This window comes from Frateuria sp. YIM B11624 (genome assembly GCF_049727805.1).
Classification (GTDB): domain Bacteria; phylum Pseudomonadota; class Gammaproteobacteria; order Xanthomonadales; family Rhodanobacteraceae; genus Frateuria_A.
In genome coordinates this window covers 20,275-44,745 of sequence record NZ_JBCNYA010000024.1, presented here as the reverse complement: position 1 = coordinate 44,745, position 24,471 = coordinate 20,275, and the positions used below count along the sequence as shown (strand labels likewise).

Sequence of the window (24,471 nt, the reverse complement as noted above, 5' to 3'; positions counted from 1 at the left end):
GGCATGGCCACCGCCGAACGCGTGCAGGCAAGCTCGCGCCGCGGCCTGGATCTGGCCGAGGCTGCGCGCCGGCTCACGGAACACGGCCCCAACCTGCTGCCCGGCAGCACGCCCCGCCGCCTGGGCGCCATCGTGCTGGGCGTGCTGGCCGAGCCGATGTTCCTGATGCTGCTCGGCGCCGGCGGCCTGTACCTGGCGCTGGGCGACCGCGCCGAGGCGGCGTTCCTGCTGTCGTTCGTGTGCGTGGTCATCGGCATCACGCTGGCGCAGGAGCGCAAGACGCAGCGCGCGCTGGAGTCGCTGCGCGAGCTGTCGGCGCCGCGCGCGCTGGTGATCCGTGGCGGCGAGGAAACCCGCGTGGCCGGCGCCGAGGTGGTGCCGGGCGACCTGCTGGTGTTGCGCGAGGGCGACCGCATCGCCGCCGACGCCACGCTGCTGGAGGGCCGGCTGGAAGTCGACGAATCGCTGCTTACCGGCGAATCGGTACCAGTCGCGCGCCTGCCCACCAGCGAGGCCACGCTGCACGCGAGCACGGTGGTCACGCGCGGCGTGGGCATCGCGCAGGTGCACGCCACCGGCGCGGCCACCGCGGTCGGCCGGATCGGCAAGGCGCTGGCCAGCACGCAGCAACCGCCGAGCGGCCTGCAGCTCGCCTCGCGCAGGCTGATCCGCAACCTCACCATCGGCGGACTGGTGCTGGCCGCGGCCTACGCCTTGCTGGGCTGGCTGTGGGACGGCCGCGGCGCGCTGGAAAGCCTGCTCGGCGGCATCGCGCTCGCGATGGCGATCCTGCCGGAGGAAATCCCGGTGATCCTCACCGTGTTCCTGGCGCTGGGTGCCTGGCGCATCGCGCGGCGCAAGGTGCTCACCCGCCGCGTGCCGGCGGTGGAAGCACTGGGCGCGGTCTCGGTGCTGGCGGTGGACAAGACCGGCACGCTCACGCAGAACCGCATGCAGGTGGCCGAGCTGGCCGTCGACGGCGGGCACTTCGCCGACGCCGACGCCGACGAGCTGCCGGAAGTCTTCCACGCGCTGGTCGAGTTCGCGATGCTGGCCACGCCCAGCGATCCGTTCGATCCGATGGAGAAGGCGATCCAGCGCTTCGGCCTGCGCTGGCTGGTGCACACCGAGCACGTGCACGCGGACTGGTCGGCGGAAACCGAGTACCCGCTCTCGCCGCAGATCCTGGCGATGACGCGGGTGTTCCCCTGCGATGCCTGCAGGCACCACCTGCTGGCCACCAAGGGCGCACCCGAAGCGGTGATCGACTTGTGCCATCTTCCCCCGGAACGGGCCGCCGCAATCCTCGGGGAGGTCGAGGCGATGGCCGCGCGCGGCTTGCGCGTGCTGGGCGTGGCGCGCGGGCACTGGACCGGCGAAGCCTGGCCCGCCAACCAGCACGATTTCGATTTCGAGTTCCTCGGGCTGGTCGGTTTCGCCGATCCGCCGCGGCCCGAAGTGCCCGCGGCGATCGCCGAATGCCGCGCGGCCGGCGTGCGCATCCTGATGATGACCGGCGACCATCCCGCCACCGCGCGCGCGATCGCCCGGCAGGTCGGCTTCGGCGAGCACGCCGACGTGCTCACCGGCGCCGACATGGCCGCGCTGGACGACGATGCGCTGCGCGCGCGCCTGCGCCGCGTCGACCTGTGCGCGCGCCTAAAACCCGACCAGAAGCTGCGTCTGGTGCAGTTGCTGCGCGAGGACGGCCAGGTCGTGGCGATGACCGGCGACGGCGTCAACGATGCGCCGGCGCTGAAAGCCGCCGACGTCGGCATCGCGATGGGCGAGCGCGGCACCGACGTGGCGCGCGAGGCCGCCGCGCTGGTGCTGCTGGACGACAGTTTCGCCAGCATCGTGGCGGCGATCGCCCAGGGCAGGCGCATCTACGACAACATCGCCAAGGCCACCGGCTTCGTGTTCGCCGTGCACATGCCGATCATCGCGCTGGCGCTGGTGCCTGCGCTGCTGCATTGGCCGGTGCTGCTGATGCCGGTGCACATCGTGCTGCTGGAGCTGCTGATCGACCCGGCATGCTCGATCGTGTTCGAGGCGGAGCCGGCGGCGGCGGACGTGATGGCCCGGCCACCGCGCGCCGCGGGCGAGTCGCCGTTCGCCACGCGACGGCTCGGCCGCGCCGTGGTGCAGGGGCTCGGCGTCGCGGCGATGCTGCTGCTCGGCTTCGGCCTGCTGCTCGGCCACGGCACGGAGCCCGCGCAGGCGCGTGGCGCGGTGTTCGCGGCGCTGCTCGGCGGCCTGTTCCTGCTGATCCTGGCCAATCGCCATCCGACCCGCGCGGTGCTCGCGCGCCCGGCGCGGCGCAACCCCTGGACCGGGCGCATGGGCGGTGCGTTGATCCTCGCGCTGGCCGCCGCGTTCGGCCTGCCGTTCCTGCGGCGGGTGATGGACATCGCGCTGCCCGGCCCGGCGGCCGCCGCCGCGATGCTGGCCATGCTCGGCGGCATCCTCGTCTGGCTCGAACTCCTGCGCCGCATGCCCGCGTCGCCGACCCTGCACAGTCCGGCCAGTCCGCGGTAGCCGCCCGTACGGAAGCGTGCCTCGGCTTGACGATGGTCAAGCGCGCCGGCGCGCATCCTGCGACAGTCCCCCTGCCACCATGGAGCGACGCGATGCTCGTCTATAGCTGCCACGGCGCCGCCAGACAGGTGACCGGTTCCTGCCACCTGGTAGAGCTCGATGGCCGGCGCGTCTTGATCGACTGCGGCCTGTTCCAGGGCGATCGCGCTACCGAGCAGGCCAACGCCGAGGCGTTCGGCTTCGACCCGGCATCGATCGACGCGCTGCTGCTCACCCATGCGCACCTGGATCATTGCGGACGCATCCCGCGGCTGGTGCGGCAGGGTTTCCGCGGGCGCATCCTCGCCACCTCGGCCACGCGCGAGCTGGCGCGGCTGGTGCTGCTGGACGCCGCCGGCCTGCAGGAGGAGGACGCCCGCCGCGCCGCGCGCAGCGACCGGCGCGGCGAGGAAGCGATCGAGCCGCTGTACACGCTGGACGATGCGCTGCACGCGATCGATTTCTTCGAACCGGGCCTCGGCTACGACCACGATATCGACGTGCTTCCGGGCATCCGTGCGCGCTTTCTCGACGCCGGGCACATCCTGGGTTCGGCGCAGATCCTGCTCACGTTTGGCGATGGCGCAATGCGGCGCACGATGCTGTTCTCCGGCGACCTGGGCAACCCGGGACGGCCGCTGCTGCGCGATCCCATGCCCGCCCCGCCGGCGGACTACGTCGCCATGGAGTGCACTTACGGCGACCGCCCGCACCGCTCGGTGCCCGATTCGGTGGTCGAGCTCTACCAGGCCATCCGCGAGACGGTGGGACGGCGCGGCAACGTGGTGATTCCCACCTTCGCGCTGGAACGCACGCAGGAGATCCTCTACTACCTGCACCAGGGCCTGCGCGAAGGCCAGCTCCCGCCGCACCTGCGGGTTTTCCTGGACTCGCCGATGGCGATCTCGGCCACGGAGATCTTCCGACGCCACCCGGAGTGCTTCGACAGGCAATTCCTCGACGTGCTGCAGCACGGCGATCCGTTCGCCATGCCGGGGCTGCATTTCACCCGCAGCACGCAGGAGTCGATGGCGATCAATGCGATCGACGGCGGCGCGGTCATCCTGGCCGGGTCGGGCATGTGCACCGGCGGGCGCGTGCGCCATCACCTGAAGCACAACCTGTGGCGCGAGCGCAGCAGCGTGGTGTTCGTCGGCTACGCGGCGCAGGGCACGCTGGCGCGGCGGATCATCGACGGCGCCGCCAGCGTGCGCGTGTTCAACGAGGAGATCCCGGTGCGCGCGCAGGTGTGGACGATCAACGGCTTCTCCGCCCACGCCGACCGTCCTGCCCTGCTGGACTGGCTGGGCAAGGCGCCGCGCCGGCGGGTATTCCTGGTGCACGGCGAGTACGACCGCGGCATGCGTGGCATGGGCGAGGCGCTGACCGGCCTGGGCGTGGACTGGCAGATGCCGGCGATGGGCGAGCCGGTCAGGCTCGACTGAGCCGGCGCGGCAGCAGCGCCCACAGCAGGCTGCCCGCGAGCGCGAGCGCCATGTCCTTCTGCGCGTCCCACTCGTCGCCCTGGGTGCCGAGGTAGGCCGTGCCCAGCTCGCCGCCGAACGCCTCGGCGGCGACCCATTCGATCATCTCGTACAGCGCCGAGCCCGCGGTGAGCAGCGCCACCACGACCACGCGCAGCGCACGGCCGCGCAGCGGCGTGCGCGCGGCCGTCCAGTCGGACACCGCGGGCGCCAGCAGCAGGCCATAGGCAAAGTGCACCGCGCGGTCGAACGGGTTGCGCGCGGGCGATGGCGCGATCCCGCACAGCGCCTGCCACCACTGCGCCCACGGCACCTTCGAATAGGTGTAGTGCGCACCCACCTCGTGCAGCAGCAGGAAGGCGAACAGGGCGACATAGGCCACGCCGGAGAGCGGCCGGTGCCGGTGGCCGGCCAGCACGACGGCCAGCACCAGCACCACCAGCGCGTTTTCCAGCAGCCAGTCGCTGCGGTCGTAGGGATCGATGCCCAGCACCACCGCCACGGCCAGGAACAGGCACAGCAGCACGACGGGCAGCCGGCCGGACACGGCAGGCGTCAGTCCGGCAGCAGGCTGCGGCCGATGTGGTGCAGGCCGGGCGGATCGAGGATCAGCAGCTGGCGGCCTTCCACCTGGATCAGCCCCTGGCTGCGGAAGCGGCTCAGCACGCGGCTTACCGTCTCGGCGGCCAGCCGCAGGTAGTTGGCGATGTCGCCGCGCGACATGCTGAGCTGGAACTGCGTGCCGGAGAAGCCGCGCGCCGCGTAGCGCTGGCCCAGGTCGGTGAGGAACGCGGCCATGCGCTCGTCGGCGCTGTGGTCGCCGGCGAGCAGGCTGGCCGACCCCAGCTCCTTGCTGAGCAGCCGGAACAGGTGGCTCTGCACCGCCGGCATGCGCGCGGCCAGTGCACTCATCGCCGGGAACGAGAAGCGGCAGAAGTAGGAGGTTTCCAGCGCGATCGCATCGCACGGGAAGTGCTCGGGGTAGATCGCGTTCAGGCCGATCACCTCGCCGGGCAGGTAGAAGCCGAGCACCTGCTCGCGGCCCTCCTTGTCGACCATGCTGGTCTTCACCGTGCCCGAGCGCACCGCGAAGATCGCGCGGAACGGGTTGCCGGTGCGGAACACGTACTCGCCTGCGCGGAACGGCCCGACGTGCTCGACCAGGCAATGCAGCTCGCGCAGTTCGGGCTTGCCGTAGCCCACCGCCTGGCACGCGCTGGCGAACGCGCAGGTGCGGCAGAAGTGGCTCTCGTCGCCGTCGTCGGCGATCGGGCTGGGTGGCTCGGGCAGGCGGCCTGCCTGGTTTTCGGAACGCATCAGCAAGACCTTGTGGCCGATCAGATCGTGCGCGAGAAGCGCTTCGGCGCTTCGTCCGCATGCAGATAGGCATCGAAGCACATGGCGATGCTACGGAGCAACAGCCGCCCGCGCGGGGTGACCCGGATCATGCGCCCGTCCAGCGTCACCAGGCCGTCGTCGGCGAGCACGCGCAGGTGCGCCAGCGAGCTGGCGAAATACTCCTCGAACAGCAACCGGTGGCGTGCCCCGAACAGGCGGGTGTCGACTTCGCAGTGGCACATCAGCTCGCCGATCAGCGCGCGGCGGATCAGGTCGTCCTCGTCCAGTTCCAGGCCGCGTGCGATCGGCAGCCGGCCGGCATCCAGCGCGGCGTAGTAGCCGGTGAGGTCGCGCGCGTTCTGGCTGTAGGTGTCGCCGACGCGGCCGATCGCGCTGACACCCAGGCCGACGATGTCGCACTCGCCGTGGGTGGAATAGCCCTGGAAGTTGCGTTGCAGCGTGCCCTCGCGCTGGGCGCGCGCCAGTTCGTCGTCGGCGCGGGCGAAATGGTCCATGCCGATGTAGACGTAGCCCGCGGCACAGAGCCGCTCCAGCGCGCGGCCGAACAGCGCCAGGCGCGTGGCCGGATCGGGCAGGTCCTTCGCATCGATGTGCTTCTGCGCCTTGAACAGGTCCGGCAGGTGCGCATAGCCGTAGACCGCCACGCGGTCGGGCGCGAGTCCAATCACTTCGGTGAGCGTACGGTCGAAACCTTCCAGCGTCTGCTTCGGCAGGCCGTAGATCAGATCGACGCTGGCCGAGGCGAAGCCGGCGGCGCGGCCGGCCTCGATCACCTCACGCGTTTCGGCCACGCTCTGGATGCGGTTGACCGCCTGCTGCACCGCCGGGTCGAAGTCCTGGATGCCGACCGACAGGCGGTTGAAACCCAGCTCCCCCAGACCGCGCACATAGGCGCCGTCGGCGAAGCGCGGGTCGATCTCGATGCCGAACTCGCGCGCGCCGTCGCGGCTGAAGCCGAAATGCCGTGCCAGCGATTCCATCAGCTCACGCATGCGCGGCATGTCGAGGAAGTTTGGCGTGCCGCCGCCGAAGTGCAGCTGGCGCACCGGGCGGTCGCGGTCGAACAGCGGCGCGATCAGCTCGATCTCGCGGTACAGCCGCTCGAGGTAGCGGTCGGCCTTGGACGTATCGCGGGTGATCACGCGGTTGCAGCCGCAGTAGAAGCACGGGCTCATGCAGAAGGGCACGTGCACGTACAGCGAGAGCGGGCGCGGGATCGGCTCCTCGTTGGAGGCACGGATCGCCTCGCACAGCGCCGTTTCGCCGAAGCCCGCGTGGAACTGCGGGGCGGTCGGGTAGCTGGTGTAGCGGGGACCGGCGGTGTCGTAGCGCGCGATCAGCGCCGGATCGAAGGCGGGGGCGGCAAGGATGTGGCTCATGGAGCCAGTGTGCCGGGGGGCGACCGGCCGGTCTTGACCGAGGTCAAGGCGCCGCGGGACCGGAGTGGACAGAAGGTCGCGGCGTGGAGCCCCGCGCGAGGCTTCCCCCATCCGCCCTTCGGGCACCTTCCCCCGTAAACGGGGGAAGGAACAACATGCGCGTTTGTTGCCTAGCGAGCCTTCCCCCGCCTGGCGAGGGAAGGAACGACATGCGCGTTGTCGCCGAGCGAGCCTTCCCCCGCTCGGCGGGGGAAGGTGCCCGAAGGGCGGATGGGGGGAGCTTCGCGGAAACCTCAACCCTGCGGCATGGCCTGCAGGTAGGTTCTCGCGGCCACCAGATCACGCGCATCGAGTGCGTCGGCACCAAGGGAAACCACCCGCCTGCCTCCATGGCACGACGCGCACAGGTTGTTCGGCAAGGCGGCCGCGGCGCGGGTCACCGGGCCGGCGGCATGCGTCGTCCCGGCGTGCATCGACAGACCGAGCAACGGCGCGGCGGCGGCAACAACGAGGACGTGCAACGGGTGCGGCATCGACAGGCTCCTTCTGTGAACGACGGCCGGCAGGCCGGGAACGCCCGGGCGCCTGCGCGCCCGGAGCGTATCGATCATGCCTTCGGCGACGTGATGGTTTGTTCGATGGCGCCGAAGATCGAGGCACCCTGCGCATCGGTGATCTCGATGCGCAGGCGATCGCCGAATTTCATGAACGGCGTGCTCGGCTTGCCGTCGCGCAGGGTCTCCACCGTACGCTGCTCGGCCAGGCACGAGGCACCCTTGCCGGTGTCCTGGTTGGCGATGGTGCCCGAACCGACGATCGTGCCGGCGGTGAGCGGCCGGGTCCTGGCCACGTGCGCCACCAGCTGCGCGAAGCTGAACTGCATGTCCACGCCGCACTCGGCCTCGCCGAACCACTGGCCGTTGAGCCAGGTGCGCATCGGCAGGTGCAACTTGTCGTCATGCCACGCGTCGCCCAGCTCGTCGGGCGTGACCAGCACCGGCGAGAGCGCCGAGCGCGGCTTGCTCTGCAGGAAGCCGAAACCCTTGGCCAGCTCGCCCGGGATCAGCCCGCGCAGCGAGACGTCGTTGACCAGGCCGACCAGCTGGATGTGCTGCGACGCCTGCGCCGGCGTGGCGCCCATCGGCACGTCGTCGGTGACCACGATCACCTCGGCCTCCAGGTCGATGCCGAATTCCTCGCTGGGCACCACCACCGGGTCGCGCGGCCCGAGAAAGCCGGCGCTGGTGGCCTGGTACATCAGCGGGTCGGTGTAGAAGCTTGCCGGCACCTCGGCGCCGCGCGCGCGGCGCACGCGCTCGACGTGCGGCAGGTAGGCCGAGCCGTCGACGAACTCGTAGGCGCGCGGCAGCGGCGCGGCCAGGTCGGTCATGTCCAGCGCGAACGCGCCGACCACTTCGCCGGCGTTCAACGACTCCGACAGCGCGTTCAGGCGCGGCGCCGTGTTCGACCAGTCGTCCAGCGCCGCCTGCAGCGTGCGGGCGATGTGGATCGCGGTCACCGCCTGCTTGAGATCGCGGCTGACCACGATCAGCGTGCCGTCGCGGCCGCCTTCCTTGAGACTTGCCAGTTTCATTGCGTGCTCCAGCGTTCGGAATGGAGTAATTCGTTATTCGGCTCTTCTTCGGAACCGCCACGGACGGCGGTTCGTCGTTTGCCGCCAAGGAGGGCGGCATTGATTCATCCACAACCTTCCACGTAATCGACCTGCGGCGGCATGCCGGCGCGCCAGCGCGTCACCCTGCCCTGCGCGTCGGTCTCGAACACCAGCACGCCCGCGCCCTGCGGCGCGGTCACGCGCAGCACCCTGGCGCCGGGCACGTACTTGTGCGGCCCCTCGCTGACCCGCGCGCCGTAGAGCGCACGCACCTGCGCCGTGTCCATGCCGACCCTGCCGCCGCCCGGTGCGGTTTCCCTCGCCGTGCCGACGTCGTAGCGCACGAAACGGCCGCCCTCGAACATGAAGGCGAAGTGCGACGGCGTCTTCACCCACTTGGGCGTCTGGTAGAAGCAGGCGTCGCCGGGCGACCCCAAGTGCTTGAGCTCGCCCTGCCAGGCCTCGGCGAAGGCCTTTTGGTCCATGCCGAAGCGCAGGTCGCCGTAGCCGTCGTAGCGCGCCAGCGTCGCGGAGGCCTGCGCCTCGGGCGAGGTGGCGCTGCTCGCCGCGACGGGCTGGCCTGCTGCCGTGGTCGCGGATGCCGGCGCGTTCGCCGGCGGCTCGCCGTGGCCGCAGGCAGCGAGCAGCAGCGTGCAGGCGAGCGGCGCCAGTGGGCGCATCAGCTGCGCTCCAGGCTGAAGTGCCGCGCGATGCCCTGCCAGCACTCGTAGTAGTTCTTCTGCAGCTGCGGTGATTCGAGCGCCTGGCGGGTCGGGCGGATCACCTTGCGCGTCTCGAACATGAAGGCCATCGTGCCGCTGATGACGTCGGCCCTGGACAGGTCCGCGTTCGAGGCCTTCTCGAACGTCGCCGCATCCGGCCCGTGCCCGCTCATGCAGTTGTGCAGGCTGGCGCCGCCGGGCACGAAGCCCTCGGCCTTGGCGTCGTACACGCCGGTGATCAGGCCCATGAATTCGCTCGCCACGTTGCGGTGGAACCACGGCGGGCGGAAGGTGTGCTGCGCGACCAGCCAGCGCGGCGGGAAGATCGCGAAATCCATGTTGGCCGTGCCGGGCGTGTCGCTGCCGGAGGTCAGTACGGTGAAGATCGACGGGTCCGGATGGTCGTAGCTGATCGAGCCGATCGTGTTGAAGCGGCGCAGGTCGTACTTGTACGGCGCGTAGTTGCCGTGCCAGCCGACCACGTCCAGCGGCGAGTGGCCGATCTTCGCCTGCCACAGACTGCCCTGGAACTTGGCGACAAGGCGGAAGTCGCCCTCGACGTCTTCGTAGGCGGCGCAGGGGGTGAGGAAGTCGCGCGCGTTGGCCAGGCAGTTGGAGCCGATCGGGCCCAGGTCCGGCAGGCGCAGGAGTGCGCCGAAGTTCTCGCAGACGTAGCCGCGCGCCTCGCCGTCGGGCAGCTCCACGCGGAAGCGCACGCCGCGCGGGACCACCGCGATCTCCTGCGGCTCCAGGTCGATGACGCCCAACTCGGTGGCGATACGCAGGCGGCCCTGCTGCGGCACGATCAGCAGCTCGCCGTCGGCGTCGTAGAAGAAGCGGCCCTGCATCGACCGGTTGGCGGCGTACAGGTGGATGCCGATGCCCGCTTGCTCGGCCGGGCCGCCGTTGCCGGCGAGGGTGACCAGGCCGTCGAGGAAATCGGCCGGCTGCGGCGGCATCGGCAGCGGATCCCAGCGCAACTGGTTGGGTGTGGCCGGGGCCTCGTCGAAGCGGTTGTGGAAGCGCTCGTGCGCCAGCGGCTCGAACGGCTCGTGCACCGCCGCCGGGCGGATGCGGTAGAGCCAGCTGCGGCGGTTGGCGTGGCGCGGTGCGGTGAAGGCGGTGCCGGAGAGCTGCTCGGCGTAGAGGCCGTGCGCCACCCGCTGGGGCGAGTTCTGGCCCTCGGGCAGGACGCCTGCGATCGCCTCGGTGGCGAACTCGTTGCCGAAGCCGGATTGGTAACCCGCTGCGTTGCCAGCCTTCATGAGCATGCTCCGGTGGTCTGCGCGGCCCGGTGCGGCCCCGCCATTTTGCGTCTAATCTTGCCCGGCCGGGCGCCAAGGGGGATGCCCGGCCCAGGAACTGCATTCAAACCAAGGGGAAAAACATGTCCTACGTACCTACCGCACCCGGTGCGGGCATGAACGCGCGCGCGACGCGGGAGATCGGGCAACCGCTGGCTTCGGCGGCCGGCTGGATGAAGTTCATCGGCATCATGTTCATCATCCAGGGCGCACTCACCGCCATCACCCTCATCGGCATCATCATCGCGTGGCTGCCCATCTGGATCGGCGTGCTGCTGCTCCAGTCGGCCGGTGCGGCCCAGCGCTCGCACATCCAGGACGACGCCAATGCGCTGATCGAGGCGCTGACCCGGCTGAAGACGTACTTCATCATCCAGGGCGTGCTGTACCTGGTCGGCATCGCCCTGATGATCATCTACTTCATGTTCTTCGGTGCGATGGTCGCGGCGGCGCTGCACGGCAACCTCGGCCACTGACCTCTGCCCGCGGCGTGCCTTACAGCACGCCGCGCTTCATCTGGTCGCGTTCGATCGACTCGAACAGCGCCTGGAAGTTGCCCTCGCCGAAGCCTTCGTTGCCCTTGCGCTGGATGATTTCGAAGAAGATCGGCCCGATGTTGTTCTGCGTGAAGATCTGCAACAGCTTGCGCTGCTTGGTCTCCGGGTCGGCGTCGATGAGGATCTTGTTTCTGGCCAGCCGCGGTACGTCCTCGCCGTGGTTGGGGATGCGCATGTCGATCACGTCGAAATAGGTGTCGGGCGTGTCCAGGAATTCCACGCCCCGCGCGCGCATCGCCTCGACCGTCGCGTAGATGTCGTCGGTGAAGCAGGCGATGTGCTGGATGCCCTCGCCGTGGTACGCGTCCAGGTATTCGTTGATCTGGCTCTTCGGATCGCTCGACTCGTTGAGCGGGATGCGCACGATGCCATCCGGCGCGGTCATCGCCTTGGATACCAGGCCGGTCTTGGCGCCCTTGATGTCGAAGTAGCGGATCTCGCGGAAGTTGAACAGCCGCTCGTAGTAGTCCGACCACTTCTGCATGTTGCCGAAGTAGAGGTTGTGCGTGAGGTGGTCGATGAAAGTCAGGCCGAAACCCTTCGGGTTCTGTTCGGCGCCCGGCACCGCCTCGTAGTCGCCGTCATAGGCGTCGCCCTTGGCGCCGTAGCGGTCGACCAGATAGAGCATGCAGTCGCCGATGCCCTTGACCACCGGCGCGTCCACCGCCTTGCTCGGAGCCTTGTGATCGACCGCCTCGCCGCCGTTGGCCAGCACCTTCCGGCACACCTCGTCCGCCGGCATCTTGAAGCGGATCGCGAAGCCGCAGGCGCAGGGGCCGTGTTTGGCGGCGAAGTCGGCGGCGAAGGAATCCGGATCCTCGTTGACCAGGAAGTTCACGCCGTTCTGGCGGTACACGGTGATTGCGCGGCGCTTGTGCCTGAGCACCGCAGTGAAACCCATCTTGCGGAAGAGCTCGTGCAGCTCGCCGCCGCGACCGGCAGGCGCGGCGAACTCGACGAATTCGAAGCCATCGATGCCCATCGGGTTCTCGAAGGTGGTGACCTGCATGCCGAGGTTCGGTTGGGCGTTCATGGCGCTCTCCTCAAAGACTGGAAGACGTAGAGTGGGCGGTGCGGCCACGTCCACGAGCATGCGCGGGGGCCACGAAGAATCCGGCTAGATCTCCGTTATAGTTACATATGAAACCATTTGCAAGGAGCCGCGCTGCCGTGCCAGCCAAGCACCAACCTGCCGGGCCCACCGCCGAACATGCCCCTCTCGAACTGGAGCGGTTTCTGCCTTATCGGCTGTCGATCCTCTCCAACACGATCAGCCAGGCGATCGCAGACGACTACCAGCGGCGCTTCGACCTCTCGGTGACCGAATGGCGCGTGATGGCCGTGCTCGGGCGCTTCGAAGGCCTTTCCGCGCGCGAGGTCGCCGAGCGCACGGCGATGGACAAGGTGGCGGTAAGCCGCGCGCTGGCGAGGCTGGTCGGGACCGGCCGTGTGAGTCGTGCGGTGCACGACGGCGATCGCCGCCGTTCGGTGCTCAACCTCACAGACTCCGGCTGGGCGATCCACGACGAGATCGCCCCGACGGCGCGCAGGCGCGAGCGCGAATTGCTGGCCAAGCTCAATGCCGAGGAGCAGGCCTGGCTCGGCCGCATCCTGGACAAGCTGATGCCCGACCGGGACGCCGCTCCCTAGTACGGATCCGGGTGTGGTCTATGGACTTCAACCCACAGATGTCCCGCCAACAGGCCCGCCGCAGCTAGCATGCCGAATGGCTCAAGGCGAAATGCTGTTGTTGAAAACCGATTCCGTTGCAGGCAAGAGCGAAGGCGTCCCGAACAACGAAAAATCGCAGATCCCTTGCAAGGAACAGCCGCCGTTGATGCCCAGTCGGACCTCGTTCCCGTCCGACCAAAGGACGTCAACCATGCCATTTCCGTCGTAGTCCGCGACACCGGCGATCCCATAGCTCGCCCCGGCGGAATCGGTCGCTACCCGAACGCTGCGAACGGTCGATCCGGACATCAGCCAGTAACCCCATTGAGAACGGTCGACCTTTGCCCAGATCAGGTCGTCACTTCCGTCGCCGTCCACATCACCATGGCCCGAAATCTGCCATCCGGCGGGATAGGTAGCTACATACTTCGACCTGAAACCAGCGCCGCTTGCCAACCAGAAATAGAGGTCATGCCTGGCACTGGTCCAGGCCACATCCAGCTTGCCGTCCCCATTGAAGTCGCCGAAGGTCGCCGGGTGGTAGCCGCTGGTCACGTTGATGGTTCGGTAACCGGAGCGGCTAGCTCCGTTCATGAGCCAATAGGCGAATGTGTGCGTTTGCTCGTTCATCCACAACAAATCATCCTTGCCATCACCGTTGACGTCGCCAGAACCGACGACCTTCCATCCGGCGGGATAGGTCGAAACGAACTTGGACGAAAAAGTGCCGTCTTGGCCGAACCAGACGTAGAGATCCTTCGCGGCGCTCGTCCACAGGATGTCGGCGTGACCGTCGCCATTGAAATCGGCCACGGCCGCCGGGTAGTAGCCCGCGGCAATGGCCCCGCCAGCCTGCCTCTCCAGGCTCGTCGCGCCCACCTTGAAAGCCGAGAAGCTGCCGTCTGCAAACGTTATTGCCGATGCGCCGCCCCTGCCGAAAAGATCGTCGCGCACCCTCATGGTCATGCTGATCGTCTGCTCCGGGGCGCCCGCATCATCTCCCCCGCCTTCCACGCCTGCCAAGGTCACCGGGCCTGGCCCGGGCACTTGGGCAAGGGTACGCAGCGGTCCCGCAAGCCCGTCAGTGAATCGGTGAACCACTGTCATCGTGCCGCTGGGCGTCAACCGATAGACGAGCCCGAACAACCCGTCAGTCCCAGTAGTGGTTGAACCGTAGATGTTGCCATCGGTACCCACGACCAGCGCTCCGGGATCGAACCCGTCCTTGGCCGGGTCGAATGCGTGCAGCACCGTGTACGTTCCATCCTTGTCGAGCCTGAACACCAGGCCTGACCCGTAGGTTCCGCCCACGGCGGTTGTGCCGTACAGGGCGCCATCTGCGCCTTCCACGATCTGGTTGGCGTGATAGGTGTCGTTCCCTTCACCCGTGTGCAGAACGGTCAGCTGCCCGTCGGGGCTCAGCTTGAAAATCACAGCGGCCGGCAACCTCGCGCCGCAATCGGGCGCCGAAGAGGCGGGAAGGGAGCCGTAGAAGTTGCCATCGCTCGCAAGCGTCATGGCGACGGGAGGACCACCCGTACAGAACGTGTGGATGATGGACTCGGTTCCATTCGAGTCGATCTTGACCAGGACGCCTTGGGGCACACCGAAGTCCTCGGGGCCACCCTCTGCAGTCAGCACGTAATAGCTTCCTGCCTCAGGCCCCGGCCAGACCCCGAGCGGATAGGCGCCGTCGTCGACGTTGCTTCCGTAGAAGGTATGGCGCGTCGAAAACCCGTCCATTGCCGAGTAGGTGAACAACGTACCCGCTGGTTCGGCATTTACGCTCCCATCGAACGGGCCGCCGCTCGCGGTGACACCGTAGATGGTGCCGTCCGCAAGCATACCGAACGTCGGCATGGTCCCCTCGAAGTTCCGAGGTGGAGCGCCATTGGCGGCACCATCGTAGAGACCGAAGGCGTACAGTTCTGCGAAGGAACCTTGCGGGCTTATCGTGTAGATCGCCCCTCCAACAGTCGACCCGGTCACATCCAGCCCATATATGCGCCCATCGTTCTTCGCCACGATGTTGCTGGCTGCCGCCTTCGATTCGTAGATCGACGGCGTCGTGAATGGTCCCTGCGGAAAAGCGCTGACCACCCGCCAGCTTACGTCCGTGGCACGCGCGTTGCCCCAGCCACAAATTGCAAGGAAAAGAACTGCCAGGCAGCGCGCTGCGCCACCGCTCCCGGAATGGATGCCCACTGGTTTATCCCCCTGACCTGCCAGCTACTGGCATTTGCCAATCTTATCGCAAACCCTTCCCAGTCCAGGTCTGCAATCAACGGACGCCGTGCATCAGCTTGTTGATCAACGGCGAGATCACCAGCAGCAGCACGCCCGAGCCAACCAGCACCCAGAAGCAGAAGTTGAAACCCGACAGCGCGGAGGCCACCGTCATGCCGGTCTCGCCGCTGATCGAACGCGCCACCAGGCCGGAGAAATCGCCGCCGGCGGCCAGCGACAGGAACCAGCCGCCCATCGCCAGGCCGACCAGCCGCGGCGGCGCGAGCTTGGTCACCATCGACAGGCCGATCGGCGAGAGGCACAGCTCGCCCAGCGTCTGCATCACGTAGCACAGCACCAGCGGCCAGAACGGGATCAGGCCGGTGGGCCCGAGCAGTTCCTTGAGCGCATACACCAGCACGATGAAGCCCAGGCCGTTGAAGATCAGGCCGAAGCTGAACTTGCGCGGGATCGACGGCTCGGCGTTGCGGCGCGAAAGCAGCGCCCACACCAGCGTCAGCAGCGGCGCGAACGTGAGGATCGCCAGCGGCGTCACCGACTGGAACCAGCCGACCGGGAAGATCCAGCCGCCGAACATCTCGCGGTCCACCCAGTTCTCGGCCAGGAAGTTGAGCGAGGTGCCGAACTGGAAATAGAAGGTCCAGAACACCACGCTGAAGACGAACACGATCAGCATGGCGATCACGCGGTGCAGCTGCACCCGGTCGTGCCGCAGCGCCTCGATGATCAGCGCCGCCGCCACGCCGATGAACAGCACACCGAGCAGCCACTGCAGGCCCTCGGCGCCGACGTAGGCCAGCAGCGCGTAGATCACCGGCACCGCGATCGCCGCGCCGATGAGCACCCACAGCACGCGCAGGCGGTTCTCCATGCCCGGTAGCGGGCGGCCCACGCCCTTCAGGCCGCGGCGGCCGAACCAGAACCACAGGAAGCTCAGCAGCATGCCCACGCCGGCGGCGCCGAACACGATGCGGTAGTTCTGCTGCATCGGCGTATCGGTGAAATAGGCCGCCATCCAGCCGGTCAGCAGCGGCGCCACGAAGGCGCCGGCGTTGATGCCCATGTAGAACAGGGTGAAGCCGCGGTCGCGGCGCGGGTCGTCGCGGCCGTAGAGCTGGCCCACCATGGTGGAGATGTTCGGCTTGAACAGGCCGTCGCCGGCGATCACCAGCGCCAGGCCCAGCATCATCAGCGGCTTGCTCGGCACCAGCAGGGTGAACAGGCCCGCGGCCATCACCGCGGCACCGAGCAGGATCGAGCGCTGGTAGCCGATCACCCGGTCAGCCACGTAGCCGCCGAAGATCGACGCCGCGTAGATCAGCGCGGTGTAGGCGCCGTAGATGCCGGCAGCCCAGCCCTGCCCGGACGGATCGCCATGGAAGAACTGCGCCACGATGTAGAGCACCAGCGCCCAGCTCACGCTGTAGTAGGCGAAGCGTTCCCAGAACTCGGTCATGAACAGCATCCACAGCGGACGCGGATGGCCGAGCAGTTGCGGGTAGTCGGGTACGGCCGGTGCGGCGTCGGCGGTCTGGCTCATGGGTTCCCCTTGGGCTGGAGAGCGCGCCTGGCGCGCGCCATCGCCGACGTGTAACCGGCGCAGGGGCGTCGCGTCAATGGCGATCGCGTTGCGAAAGGCCGGTCAGGTGCCCAACACCGTGCGCACGTCCAGCAGTTCGGGGAAGAACTCCAGCTCCAGCGCCTTCTTCAGGAACGACACGCCGGAGGAGCCCCCCGTGCCGCGGCGATGGCCGATGATCCGCTCGACCGTCTTCATGTGGCGGAAGCGCCAGAGCTGAAAGCTCTCCTCTACATCCACCAGTTGCTCGCACAGGTGGTATTCCGGCCAGAAGTCGCCGCGCCCCTCGTAGATGCGCTTGAGCACCGGCAGCAACGCCGCATTGCGCCGGTAGGGCTGCGTCCAGTCGCGCTCGATCAGTTCGGCCGGCACCGCGTGGCCACGCCGCGCGAGGTAGCGCAGGAACTCGTCGTACAGGCTGGGCGCCTCCAGCACCTCGCGCAGTTGCGCCTGCGCGGCCGGGTCGTAGGCGAATACCGCCAGCATGTCGGCATGCTTGTTGCCCAGCATGAACTCGATCATGCGGTACTGCAGCGACTGGAAGCCCGACGAGGGGCCCAGCATGTCGCGAAACTCCAGGTATTCGGCGGGCGTGAGGGTTTCCAGCACAGCCCATTGCTCGAACAACTGGCGCTGCACCTGCTTCACGCGGGCCAGCACCTTCAGGCAGGCATCGACGTCGTCGCGGCGCAGGTGGTCGATCGCCGCCTTCAGCTCGTGGATCACCAGCTTCATCCACAGCTCCGAAACGTGGTGCTGCACGATGAACAGCATCTCGTCGTGGTGGCCGCTGAGCGGCCGCTGCGCGGACAGCAGCGTGCCCAACTGCAGGTAGCCGCCGTAGGTCATCTTGCCGTTCAGGTCGGTCTCGATGCCGGTCTCGAGGTCGCGCTGGTTCTCGCCCATGGAATGCGTCCGTTCTAGCTTCGATCGAAGCGGACATGGTAGCGGGCGCGCTTCGCAGCGGTTCCTGATCCAGGACAGGGACAGCCCGCCGCCGCCGTGTCAACAGGCTGCCACACCGCCTCCACACGCCCGCGCATGTTGCACCGTACCTTGCAGCGCAACATGCCGGCCTGCTATCAAACGCGGTCTTTCCGGGACGAAAAGCGCGCGCCGGGCCCCACTGGATGGGCCGCCGCCTCCCCATCCAGATCACCCCACTCCACTTTTCCATGGGAGCGAGTCGTGTCCATCGCCGCCAAGTTTGAGATCGAGTACCTGCAATACCTCGACGCCGAGGGCAAGCAGGTGCGTGACGACCTGCCTGCCTTCGCGCAGGACCTGAACCAGATGGTCGAGCTGTACAAGCTGATGCTCTCCACCCGCGTGTTCGACGCCAAGTCGATCGCGCTGCAGCGCACCGGCAAGCTCGGCACCTACGCCAGCTGCCTGGGCCACGAGGCCGCGCACGTGGGCATCGGCAGCGCCATGAAGCCCGAAGACGTGCTGGCGCCGAGCTACCGCGAGTACGGCGCGCAGCTCTACCGCGGCGTGCAGCCGCGCGAGGTCTACATGTACTGGGGCGGCGACGAGCGCGGCAACGACTACCAGAACGAGCCGGCCCGCCACGACTTCGCCTGGTCGGTGCCGATCGCCACGCAGTGCCTGCATGCGGCCGGTTCCGCGTTGGCGTTCAAGATCCGCGGCGAGAAGCGCGTGGCGGTGTGCACCATCGGCGACGGCGGCTCGTCCAAGGGCGACTTCTACGGCGCCATCAACATCGCCGGCGCGCAGAACCTTCCGCTGGTCGCGGTGATCGTGAACAACCAGTGGGCCATCTCGGTGCCGCGCAAGATCCAGTCCGGTGCGCCGACGCTCGCGCAGAAGGGCATCGCCGCGGGCCTGTACTCCATCCAGGTCGACGGCAACGACATCATCGCCGTGCGCAAGGCGATGGAGGACGCGCTCGAGCGCGCCCGCAACGGCGAGGGCGGCACGGTCATCGAGGCCGTCACCTATCGCCTGGGCGACCACACCACCGCCGACGACGCGCGCCGCTACCGCGGCGAGCAGGAGGTCAAGGACGCCTGGGCGAAGGACCCGGTCAAGCGCCTGAAGAACTGGCTGGTGGCCAAGAAGGTATGGGACGACACGAAGGAAGAGGCCTGGAAGGCCGAGTGCGACGACTGGATGGACAACGAGGTGAACGCCTACCTCGAGACCAAGACCCAGCCGGTCACCGCGATGTTCGACTACACCTTCGCGGAAGTTCCCGCCGACCTGGAAAAGCAGCGCGACCTCGCGCTCTCGCTCGAGAACTCGCCCAATAACAGCAGGGCCCACTAAGTCATGGCACAGATCACCCTTATCGAAGCAGTCACCCAGGCGCTCGCCTATGAGATGGCGCACGACGAATCGGTCGTGGTGCTGGGTGAGGACGTAGGCGTCAACGGCGGCGTGTTCCGCGCCACCCAGGGCCTGCAGGAGAAGTTCGGCGAACTGCGCGTGCTCGACACGCCGCTGGACGAGACGACCATTGCTGGTGTGACGGTTGGCTTGGCCGCCCAGGGCATGAAGCCGGTCGCCGAGGCGCAGTTCGAAGGCTTCATCTACCCGATGATGGAGCAGATCGCCTGCCACGCCGCGCGCCTGCGCAACCGCACCCGCGGCCGCATCACGGTGCCGGCCGTGTGGCGCGCCCCGTGGGGCGGCGGCATCCGCGCGCCGGAGCATCACTCCGAAGCGAACGAGCACCTGTTCACCAACATCCCCGGCCTGCGCGTGGTGATGCCCTCCTCGCCAGCGCGCGCCTACGGCCTGCTGCTGGCGGCGATTCGCGATCCGGATCCGGTGATGTTCTTCGAGCCCAAGCGCATCTACCGCCAGTACAAGGAAGAGGTGCCGGACGACGGCGAGGCGCTGCCGCTGGACGTGTGCTTCGTGCTGCGCGACGGCACCGACGTGACCCTGGTGACCTGGGGCGCACAGGTGAAGGAAACGCTGGAGGCGGCCGATGCGCTCGCCGCCGAAGGCATCAGCGCCGAGGTGATCGACGTCGCCACGCTGACCCCGCTGGATTTCGACACGATTGCCGAGTCGGTGGCCAAGACCGGCCGTTGTGTGATCGTGCACGAAGCCCCCAAGACCGCGGGCTTCGGCGCCGAGATCGCCGCGCGCCTGGCCGAGGAATGCATGTACGACCTGCTCGCGCCGGTCGAGCGCGTGACCGGCTTCGACACGCACATTCCGCTGTTCCGCCTGGAAATGAAATACCTGCCCAGCACCGAGCGCGTGGTCGAGGCGGCCAAGCGCACGCTGGCCGCTTCTTGATCCTTCTCCCCCATCCCTTATCAAAAATGGGGGAGAAGGTGCCCGGAGGGCGGATGAGGGGCCAAGGCTTGCGGTTGGGCACATCGAAAGCAGTTCGATGAAGTCCTAGGCGAGCCCCGCCCCTCACCCCAACCCTCTCCCCGAAGGGGAGAGGGAGCAAATTCAACTTGGAAGCTCACTCATGGCTGACATCAAGACGTTCCACCTCCCCGACCTCGGCGAAGGCCTGCCCGACGCGACCATCGTCGAATGGCACGTGAAGGTCGGCGACACGATCAAGCTCGACGCCCCGCTGGCCTCGATGGAAACCGCCAAGGCGGTGGTCGAGGTGCCCTCGCCCTATACCGGCAAGGTGACCAAGCTGTACGGCGCCGCCGGCGACGTGATCGAGACCGGCGCCGCGCTGGCCGATTTCGAGCCGGATCCGAACGCCAAGCAGCGCGCCGAGGCCGAATCCACCGGCCACCACCACGGCCCGAAGAAGGGTGCCGGCAGTCCCGCACCGAACGACGGCGGCAAGGTCGTCGCATCCGACGAGGGCGGTGAAGTCGAGACCGGCGGTAAGGATCGCGAGGACGAAGGCACCGTGGTCGGCGCCATGGTCAGCGGCAACACCGTGCACGTCGAGCAGGCCGCGAGCATCGGCGGCGTCAAGGCGGTGCCCGCCGTGCGCGCGCTGGCCAAGAAGCTCAAGGTCGACATCGCCAAGGTGCGTCCGACCGGCGCCGAGGGCGTGGTCACCATGAAGGACGTCAAGGACGCCGCCGCCAACGGCAGCGCCCCGCTCGGCGGCGCGCCGTCGCGCGCGATGCCGGCTTCGGCCGGTCGCCACCTTGCGCCGGAGCTGCCCGAACCCGGCCCGGCCCCGCAGCGCGGCCCGGTCTCGCTGGCCGGCAAGCCGGTGCGCACCGCGCCGCCGTCGCAGGCCGTCACCGGCCAGCCCGAGCAGTTGAAGGGCGTGCGCCGCAACATGGCCCGCGTGATGGCCGAGGCCCACGCCCAGGTCGTACCGACGACGCTGGTGGACGACGCCGACCTGCACGCCTGGCTGGGCAAGCAGGACATCACCGCGCGCCTGATCCGCGCCATCGTGACCGCCTGCAAGACGGTGCCGGCGCTCAACGCCTGGTTCGACGGCAAGAACCTCACGCGCACCATGCACCGCCACGTCGACATCGGCATCGCGGTGGACACCGATGACGGCCTGTTCGTGCCGGCCCTGCGCAATGCCGACGTGCTCGACGGCGCCGGCGTGCGCGCCGGTATCCAGCGCCTGCGCGCGCAGGTGGAAGACCGCTCGATTCCGTCGTCGGAACTGTCCGGCTACACCATCAGCCTGTCGAACTTCGGCATGTTCGCCGGCCGCTACGCCACCCCGGTGGTGGTGCCGCCCTGCGTGGCGATCATCGGCGCCGGCAAGCTCAGCCACGACGTGGTGGCGGTGATGGGCGGCATCGAAGTGCACCGGCGCATGCCGATCAGCCTGACCTTCGACCACCGCGCCGCGACCGGCGGCGAAGCCGCGCGCTTCCTCAAGGCGCTGCTGGACGACCTGGCCTTGCCGCAGTAACACGGCAGCCTCGGTCGGCGACATCCGTCCCGACCGTGCCGATCAGAAAGAAACGGAGCGCCCGGCGCTCCGTTTTCTTTTCACGCCGCCGGGCGCAGGCTTGGGTCTCCCTCGCCCCGGAGCGCCCCATGCACCACAGCCGCCTGAGCACCATCGTGCTCGACTGCCAGCTCGACGACCTTGAACCGGCGATCCGCTTCTGGAGCGCCGCGCTCGGCAAGCCGGTCGAGGATGCCGACCAGGATGGCGACGGCCGCTATGCCTCACTCGCCACGGACGACGACGAGCCGATCATCCTGCTGCAGAAGGTCGATCACGAAAGCCGCGTGCACCTGGACATCGAGACCGACGACCTCGACGCCGAAGTCGCCCGCCTGCAAGATCTCGGCGCCCGCGCGATCGCCTTCGTCAAGGAGCGCTGGTGGGTGATGCAGGCGCCCACCGGGCACCGCTTCTGCGTGATACGGAAACAGCGCGACCGCTTCGGCCCGCACCTCAACAGCTGGGATTAGCGGACGGGAGGCGTCGCCGTACCGGTGCCGGTCCTGGCCTCGTAGGCTTCCAGACCCTTCACCGGACTCGGGATGCGGTCGAAGTGGTCGACCACGTACCGGTAGGTCAGCGGATGCGTTGCCGGATAGGCAAGGTCGGGCCGGCGGTCCACGCCACCCTGCGCGACGAGCACCAGGGCCGGCGGATCGGCTTCGATACGTGCGATCTCCTGGCGCTCGAAATCCGGCTTGCGCGGAAACAGCGGGAATATGCCCCAGGTCGGTGAGCGCATCCCGAACGCCGCATCCAGGCCCGGGTAGACCGGCACGGCCAGGACGGGGCGACCCTCTCCCTGGCTTGCAGCCAGCGCCAGCACCGATGCCGCGCGACGCGAGACCATGACCTTGTCGCCGAGCACCTCCACCTGTTGCAGATCAGCTTGCGCCGTCAGCGCGGCATGGCGCGGCTGCAACACCAAAGCGACCGGCAGCGAAACGAGCAGGAGCAGCACGGGAACAGCCAGCCGCCGTATGCCGCTTCGGCTGGCCGGCGCAAAGAGCGCCAACCCCAGCAGCAGGAAGGGAAGCAGCGCCTGAGCGAGATGGGAAATATCCGCCCGCGAAAAAGCCACGTTGGCATACGGCAGTGCGATCACCCACGCAGCAGCAGCCAGGGGGGAACCTGCGCGGTCACCGCGCCGCCACAGCCGCAGGCCCGCAGCCGCCAGCGCGACGGGCAGGCCGACGAAGAACAGCGAACCGAGCGCTTGCGTCCAGCCGATCGCTGGCCAACGCGGCCAGGTAAGCCAGGGCCACGGCACGGGCAACGGCAGGTTGGTGCCCTTGTACTCGACCAGCAGGTAATGCAGCGCGCTCCATTCGGCTTGCGCGAACCCGTGCACGAACAGCGCGAAGCCCAGCACCGGAAGGTAGCCCACGACCACGCCTGCGGCGCACGCCGCCAGCCAGGACAGCCGCGGCGCCGCACGTTCCGCGCGCCAAAGCCAGGCGAACGCCAGCACGCTGGCAAGCAGCCCGTAGAAGCCATGGTTCTGACCGATCACGGCCGCGATGCCCACCGCCAGGCCCCACTGGAAGCACCGGCTCGCGCCCGGCCGCAGGAACAGCCGGTAGACGGCGAGAACCAGGACCGCGCAAATCGCAATGTCGAACACCTTGTGCCGCGGCACCAGCCAGAGCGCGAACAGCACCGCCACGGGGATCAGCCGCGATACCCGCGACTCCCTCCAGTGGTAGCCGACCACGCCCGTGCACAGCGCCAGACTCAGGCCGGCGAACACCGCCAGCGCCGCCCGCAGGGCCAGCAACCCGTTCGCCCCGAATGGCGCCAGCAGCGCGGCGACCAGGTAGTAGCGTCCGATCTCGTAGGACATGAAATCGCGCAGCGGCACCTCGCCGGCCAGCACGCGTTGGACGCCGTACCAGAGGTAACCCTCGTCGGCAAAGAAATCGCCGAAGGCGCGGTTGGCCCGGTAAAGCAGCCAGGCCAGGCCTGCGCCGAGCAGCACGCTGGCGAGCAGCAGCTTGCGCAGCGAGAACGATGCCACAGCCGCGGACATCGGCTTAACCATGGCTGGTCACGATCAGCCCGACGACTACCAGCACCAGCCCGACCAGCTTCGGCGTGGACAGAGGCTCGCCGAACAACGGCGCGGCAAGCACGGCGACGCCGACGAAATTGAGCGCCATGAACGGATAGATCTTGCTCAACTCGAACCGCGAAACGGCAGCGATCCAGCAGGCGGACGCGAGGAACGCGGCGGCCAGTCCGCTGAGTACCCAGGGCCGCAGCAGCATGCCCACCACGTAGGCCGCCAGGTGACCTTCGCCGGGGGGCGGCACCAGGCTGGTCTGCCACTTCAGCACGAGCTGGCCGTAGACGGTGAACAGAATGGTCAAGGCGACGAAGAGGTAGCTCATCGATTCGTTCCTTCGCGCCAGCCCCACAAATAGTGCGGGGCATCGGGGCCGACGTTGAACAGGACATCGAGCACCGATACCGCGTGCTCGAACGGTGGATACAGCTGCGGGTATTCCGGATAGCCCGAGTAATCCTTGTACGCCAGTGCGATGCCGGCCTCCTCGAAGCGCGCGTCGTCGATGTAGTCGCGCGCCGAGGGACCGGACAGGTAATGGGTGGCGCCGGTCTGCCTGACCAGGTCGAGCAGGCGATCCAGCTTGCGGCCCTGCACCTCGAATTCGCGCGAGTCCCGGAACGCCGTGGTGATGCCCAGGCACTCGCGCGCGATCCGCTGCGTGAGGTACTGGTTCATCGCCGACAGGTTGGTCCAACGGTGGCCGAGGTAGAAATCCTCGAACAACTCACGGTAGTGGCCGAAGAACGGCGCCCTGCCGTAGTTCTGCTCGATGATCCGCCAATGGTCGCGCTGCCAGCTGTCGCCGGGTATCGCCACCTCGTGGATCAGCCGCCGGGTATCCGAACCGACCGGCACCGTCAGCCATTTCAGGCCATCCTTGGTCTTGACGCGGTTGCGCGAGCGCCAATCGCGCACGGTGAACTGCACGTCATCCAGGAACACGAACGTGTCGACGTCGCGGACGATGTCGAAGTAACCCTTCCAGGGGATGTAGTTGGACTGGATGATGGCGACGCGCATGGGA

Annotated in this window: 22 protein-coding genes; 8 read left to right on the top strand and 14 right to left on the bottom strand. The window is 68.2% G+C overall.

Annotated elements, in window-relative coordinates:
- The first annotated feature begins 3 nt into the window (after nt 1-3).
- Together AAIL17_RS12990 and AAIL17_RS12985 are read left to right on the top strand one after the other, a co-directional pair.
- Nucleotides 4-2,538, top strand: coding sequence for a cation-translocating P-type ATPase (locus tag AAIL17_RS12990; protein WP_424683272.1), 2,535 nt, complete (start codon nt 4-6; stop codon nt 2,536-2,538).
- Nucleotides 2,539-2,630: 92 nt separating this feature from the next.
- A complete protein-coding gene (locus AAIL17_RS12985; protein WP_424683271.1) occupies nt 2,631-4,022 on the top strand; it encodes an MBL fold metallo-hydrolase in 1,392 nt (463 codons plus the stop codon).
- On the opposite strand, the gene AAIL17_RS12980 is transcribed toward AAIL17_RS12985, so the two are convergent.
- The 7 genes from AAIL17_RS12980 to hmgA form a co-directional block, all read right to left on the bottom strand.
- Complete coding sequence (locus tag AAIL17_RS12980) at nt 4,009-4,608, bottom strand: DUF2238 domain-containing protein (protein WP_424683270.1); 600 nt, start codon at nt 4,606-4,608, stop codon at nt 4,009-4,011. The genes AAIL17_RS12985 and AAIL17_RS12980 overlap by 14 nt on opposite strands.
- 8 nt (nt 4,609-4,616) lie before the next feature.
- Nucleotides 4,617-5,378 (bottom strand): helix-turn-helix domain-containing protein, encoded by a 762-nt coding sequence (locus AAIL17_RS12975; protein WP_424683269.1) that lies wholly within the window; start codon nt 5,376-5,378, stop codon nt 4,617-4,619.
- 20 nt (nt 5,379-5,398) lie between these two features.
- A complete protein-coding gene (gene hemN, locus AAIL17_RS12970; RefSeq protein WP_424683268.1) occupies nt 5,399-6,799 on the bottom strand; it encodes an oxygen-independent coproporphyrinogen III oxidase in 1,401 nt (466 codons plus the stop codon).
- A gap of 293 nt (nt 6,800-7,092) precedes the next feature.
- Nucleotides 7,093-7,332, bottom strand: coding sequence for a hypothetical protein (locus AAIL17_RS12965; protein ID WP_424683267.1), 240 nt, complete (start codon nt 7,330-7,332; stop codon nt 7,093-7,095).
- A 74-nt stretch (nt 7,333-7,406) separates the two neighbouring features.
- On the bottom strand, nt 7,407-8,393 hold the full coding sequence (locus AAIL17_RS12960; RefSeq protein WP_424683266.1) for a fumarylacetoacetate hydrolase family protein: 987 nt from the start codon (nt 8,391-8,393) through the stop codon (nt 7,407-7,409).
- A gap of 104 nt (nt 8,394-8,497) precedes the next feature.
- Nucleotides 8,498-9,094, bottom strand: a complete 597-nt coding sequence (locus AAIL17_RS12955; protein ID WP_424683265.1) for a lectin — start codon at nt 9,092-9,094, stop codon at nt 8,498-8,500.
- On the bottom strand, nt 9,094-10,401 hold the full coding sequence (gene hmgA / locus AAIL17_RS12950; protein ID WP_424683264.1) for a homogentisate 1,2-dioxygenase: 1,308 nt from the start codon (nt 10,399-10,401) through the stop codon (nt 9,094-9,096). Before hmgA ends, AAIL17_RS12955 begins: the two co-directional genes overlap by 1 nt.
- Nucleotides 10,402-10,523: 122 nt before the next feature.
- Between hmgA and AAIL17_RS12945 the strand changes: the two genes are divergently transcribed.
- On the top strand, nt 10,524-10,916 hold the full coding sequence (locus AAIL17_RS12945; RefSeq protein WP_424683263.1) for a DUF5362 domain-containing protein: 393 nt from the start codon (nt 10,524-10,526) through the stop codon (nt 10,914-10,916).
- Nucleotides 10,917-10,935: 19 nt separating this feature from the next.
- Here AAIL17_RS12945 and hppD read toward each other — a convergent pair whose 3' ends face one another.
- Nucleotides 10,936-12,030 carry a 4-hydroxyphenylpyruvate dioxygenase gene (gene hppD / locus AAIL17_RS12940; RefSeq protein ID WP_424683262.1) on the bottom strand — a complete coding sequence of 365 codons (1,095 nt, stop codon included), beginning with the start codon at nt 12,028-12,030 and terminating at the stop codon, nt 10,936-10,938.
- A 137-nt stretch (nt 12,031-12,167) separates the two neighbouring features.
- On the opposite strand from hppD, the gene AAIL17_RS12935 reads away from it, so the two are divergent.
- Nucleotides 12,168-12,647: a MarR family winged helix-turn-helix transcriptional regulator gene (locus tag AAIL17_RS12935; RefSeq protein ID WP_424683261.1), complete on the top strand. Its 480-nt coding sequence runs from the start codon at nt 12,168-12,170 to the stop codon at nt 12,645-12,647.
- Nucleotides 12,648-12,728: 81 nt separating this feature from the next.
- On the opposite strand, the gene AAIL17_RS12930 is transcribed toward AAIL17_RS12935, so the two are convergent.
- The 3 genes from AAIL17_RS12930 to AAIL17_RS12920 form a co-directional block, all read right to left on the bottom strand.
- Nucleotides 12,729-14,873, bottom strand: a complete 2,145-nt coding sequence (locus tag AAIL17_RS12930) for a choice-of-anchor tandem repeat GloVer-containing protein (RefSeq protein ID WP_424683260.1) — start codon at nt 14,871-14,873, stop codon at nt 12,729-12,731.
- 76 nt (nt 14,874-14,949) lie between these two features.
- Nucleotides 14,950-16,455: a peptide MFS transporter gene (locus tag AAIL17_RS12925; protein ID WP_424683259.1), complete on the bottom strand. Its 1,506-nt coding sequence runs from the start codon at nt 16,453-16,455 to the stop codon at nt 14,950-14,952.
- A gap of 102 nt (nt 16,456-16,557) precedes the next feature.
- Nucleotides 16,558-17,400 (bottom strand): tryptophan 2,3-dioxygenase, encoded by an 843-nt coding sequence (locus AAIL17_RS12920; RefSeq protein ID WP_424683258.1) that lies wholly within the window; start codon nt 17,398-17,400, stop codon nt 16,558-16,560.
- Nucleotides 17,401-17,682: 282 nt separating this feature from the next.
- Between AAIL17_RS12920 and pdhA the strand changes: the two genes are divergently transcribed.
- The 4 genes from pdhA (at nt 17,683) to AAIL17_RS12900 (ending at nt 21,849) form a co-directional block, all read left to right on the top strand.
- Nucleotides 17,683-18,783: a pyruvate dehydrogenase (acetyl-transferring) E1 component subunit alpha gene (gene pdhA / locus AAIL17_RS12915; protein ID WP_424683257.1), complete on the top strand. Its 1,101-nt coding sequence runs from the start codon at nt 17,683-17,685 to the stop codon at nt 18,781-18,783.
- Nucleotides 18,784-18,786: 3 nt separating this feature from the next.
- Entirely contained in the window at nt 18,787-19,767 is a 981-nt protein-coding gene (locus tag AAIL17_RS12910; protein ID WP_424683256.1) for an alpha-ketoacid dehydrogenase subunit beta, read from the top strand.
- 181 nt (nt 19,768-19,948) lie between these two features.
- Complete coding sequence (locus AAIL17_RS12905) at nt 19,949-21,337, top strand: dihydrolipoamide acetyltransferase family protein (protein WP_424683255.1); 1,389 nt, start codon at nt 19,949-19,951, stop codon at nt 21,335-21,337.
- A gap of 128 nt (nt 21,338-21,465) precedes the next feature.
- Nucleotides 21,466-21,849 (top strand): VOC family protein, encoded by a 384-nt coding sequence (locus AAIL17_RS12900; RefSeq protein ID WP_424683254.1) that lies wholly within the window; start codon nt 21,466-21,468, stop codon nt 21,847-21,849.
- On the opposite strand, the gene AAIL17_RS12895 is transcribed toward AAIL17_RS12900, so the two are convergent.
- Genes AAIL17_RS12895 through AAIL17_RS12885 form a run of 3 tightly spaced genes read right to left on the bottom strand, consistent with a single transcriptional unit; the run spans nt 21,846 to nt 24,467 of the window.
- On the bottom strand, nt 21,846-23,408 hold the full coding sequence (locus AAIL17_RS12895) for a hypothetical protein (RefSeq protein WP_424683253.1): 1,563 nt from the start codon (nt 23,406-23,408) through the stop codon (nt 21,846-21,848). The two genes, AAIL17_RS12900 and AAIL17_RS12895, sit on opposite strands and share 4 nt — an antisense overlap.
- A 4-nt stretch (nt 23,409-23,412) precedes the next feature.
- On the bottom strand, nt 23,413-23,769 hold the full coding sequence (locus tag AAIL17_RS12890; RefSeq protein WP_424683252.1) for a hypothetical protein: 357 nt from the start codon (nt 23,767-23,769) through the stop codon (nt 23,413-23,415).
- The gene (locus AAIL17_RS12885; protein WP_424683251.1) at nt 23,766-24,467 is read right to left on the bottom strand and encodes a WbqC family protein; all 702 of its coding nucleotides are present in this window, start codon (nt 24,465-24,467) and stop codon (nt 23,766-23,768) included. Before AAIL17_RS12885 ends, AAIL17_RS12890 begins: the two co-directional genes overlap by 4 nt.
- Nucleotides 24,468-24,471: the final 4 nt, after the last annotated feature.

Bases quoted from the DNA above. Each gene is read 5' to 3' on its own strand.
- AAIL17_RS12905 (WP_424683255.1), top strand. From the start codon at position 19,949: ATGGCTGACATCAAGACGTTCCACCTCCCCGACCTCGGCGAAGGCCTG.
- AAIL17_RS12945 (WP_424683263.1), top strand. From the start codon at position 10,524: ATGTCCTACGTACCTACCGCACCCGGTGCGGGCATGAACGCGCGCGCG.
- hppD (WP_424683262.1), bottom strand. From the start codon at position 12,030: ATGAACGCCCAACCGAACCTCGGCATGCAGGTCACCACCTTCGAGAAC.
- AAIL17_RS12985 (WP_424683271.1), top strand. From the start codon at position 2,631: ATGCTCGTCTATAGCTGCCACGGCGCCGCCAGACAGGTGACCGGTTCC.
- AAIL17_RS12920 (WP_424683258.1), bottom strand. From the start codon at position 17,400: ATGGGCGAGAACCAGCGCGACCTCGAGACCGGCATCGAGACCGACCTG.
- hmgA (WP_424683264.1), bottom strand. From the start codon at position 10,401: ATGAAGGCTGGCAACGCAGCGGGTTACCAATCCGGCTTCGGCAACGAG.
- AAIL17_RS12965 (WP_424683267.1), bottom strand. From the start codon at position 7,332: ATGCCGCACCCGTTGCACGTCCTCGTTGTTGCCGCCGCCGCGCCGTTG.
- hemN (WP_424683268.1), bottom strand. From the start codon at position 6,799: ATGAGCCACATCCTTGCCGCCCCCGCCTTCGATCCGGCGCTGATCGCG.
- AAIL17_RS12900 (WP_424683254.1), top strand. From the start codon at position 21,466: ATGCACCACAGCCGCCTGAGCACCATCGTGCTCGACTGCCAGCTCGAC.
- AAIL17_RS12925 (WP_424683259.1), bottom strand. From the start codon at position 16,455: ATGAGCCAGACCGCCGACGCCGCACCGGCCGTACCCGACTACCCGCAA.
- AAIL17_RS12955 (WP_424683265.1), bottom strand. From the start codon at position 9,094: ATGCGCCCACTGGCGCCGCTCGCCTGCACGCTGCTGCTCGCTGCCTGC.
- AAIL17_RS12895 (WP_424683253.1), bottom strand. From the start codon at position 23,408: ATGTCCGCGGCTGTGGCATCGTTCTCGCTGCGCAAGCTGCTGCTCGCC.
- AAIL17_RS12960 (WP_424683266.1), bottom strand. From the start codon at position 8,393: ATGAAACTGGCAAGTCTCAAGGAAGGCGGCCGCGACGGCACGCTGATC.
- AAIL17_RS12890 (WP_424683252.1), bottom strand. From the start codon at position 23,769: ATGAGCTACCTCTTCGTCGCCTTGACCATTCTGTTCACCGTCTACGGC.
- AAIL17_RS12910 (WP_424683256.1), top strand. From the start codon at position 18,787: ATGGCACAGATCACCCTTATCGAAGCAGTCACCCAGGCGCTCGCCTAT.
- AAIL17_RS12885 (WP_424683251.1), bottom strand. From the start codon at position 24,467: ATGCGCGTCGCCATCATCCAGTCCAACTACATCCCCTGGAAGGGTTAC.
- AAIL17_RS12975 (WP_424683269.1), bottom strand. From the start codon at position 5,378: ATGCGTTCCGAAAACCAGGCAGGCCGCCTGCCCGAGCCACCCAGCCCG.
- AAIL17_RS12990 (WP_424683272.1), top strand. From the start codon at position 4: ATGGCCACCGCCGAACGCGTGCAGGCAAGCTCGCGCCGCGGCCTGGAT.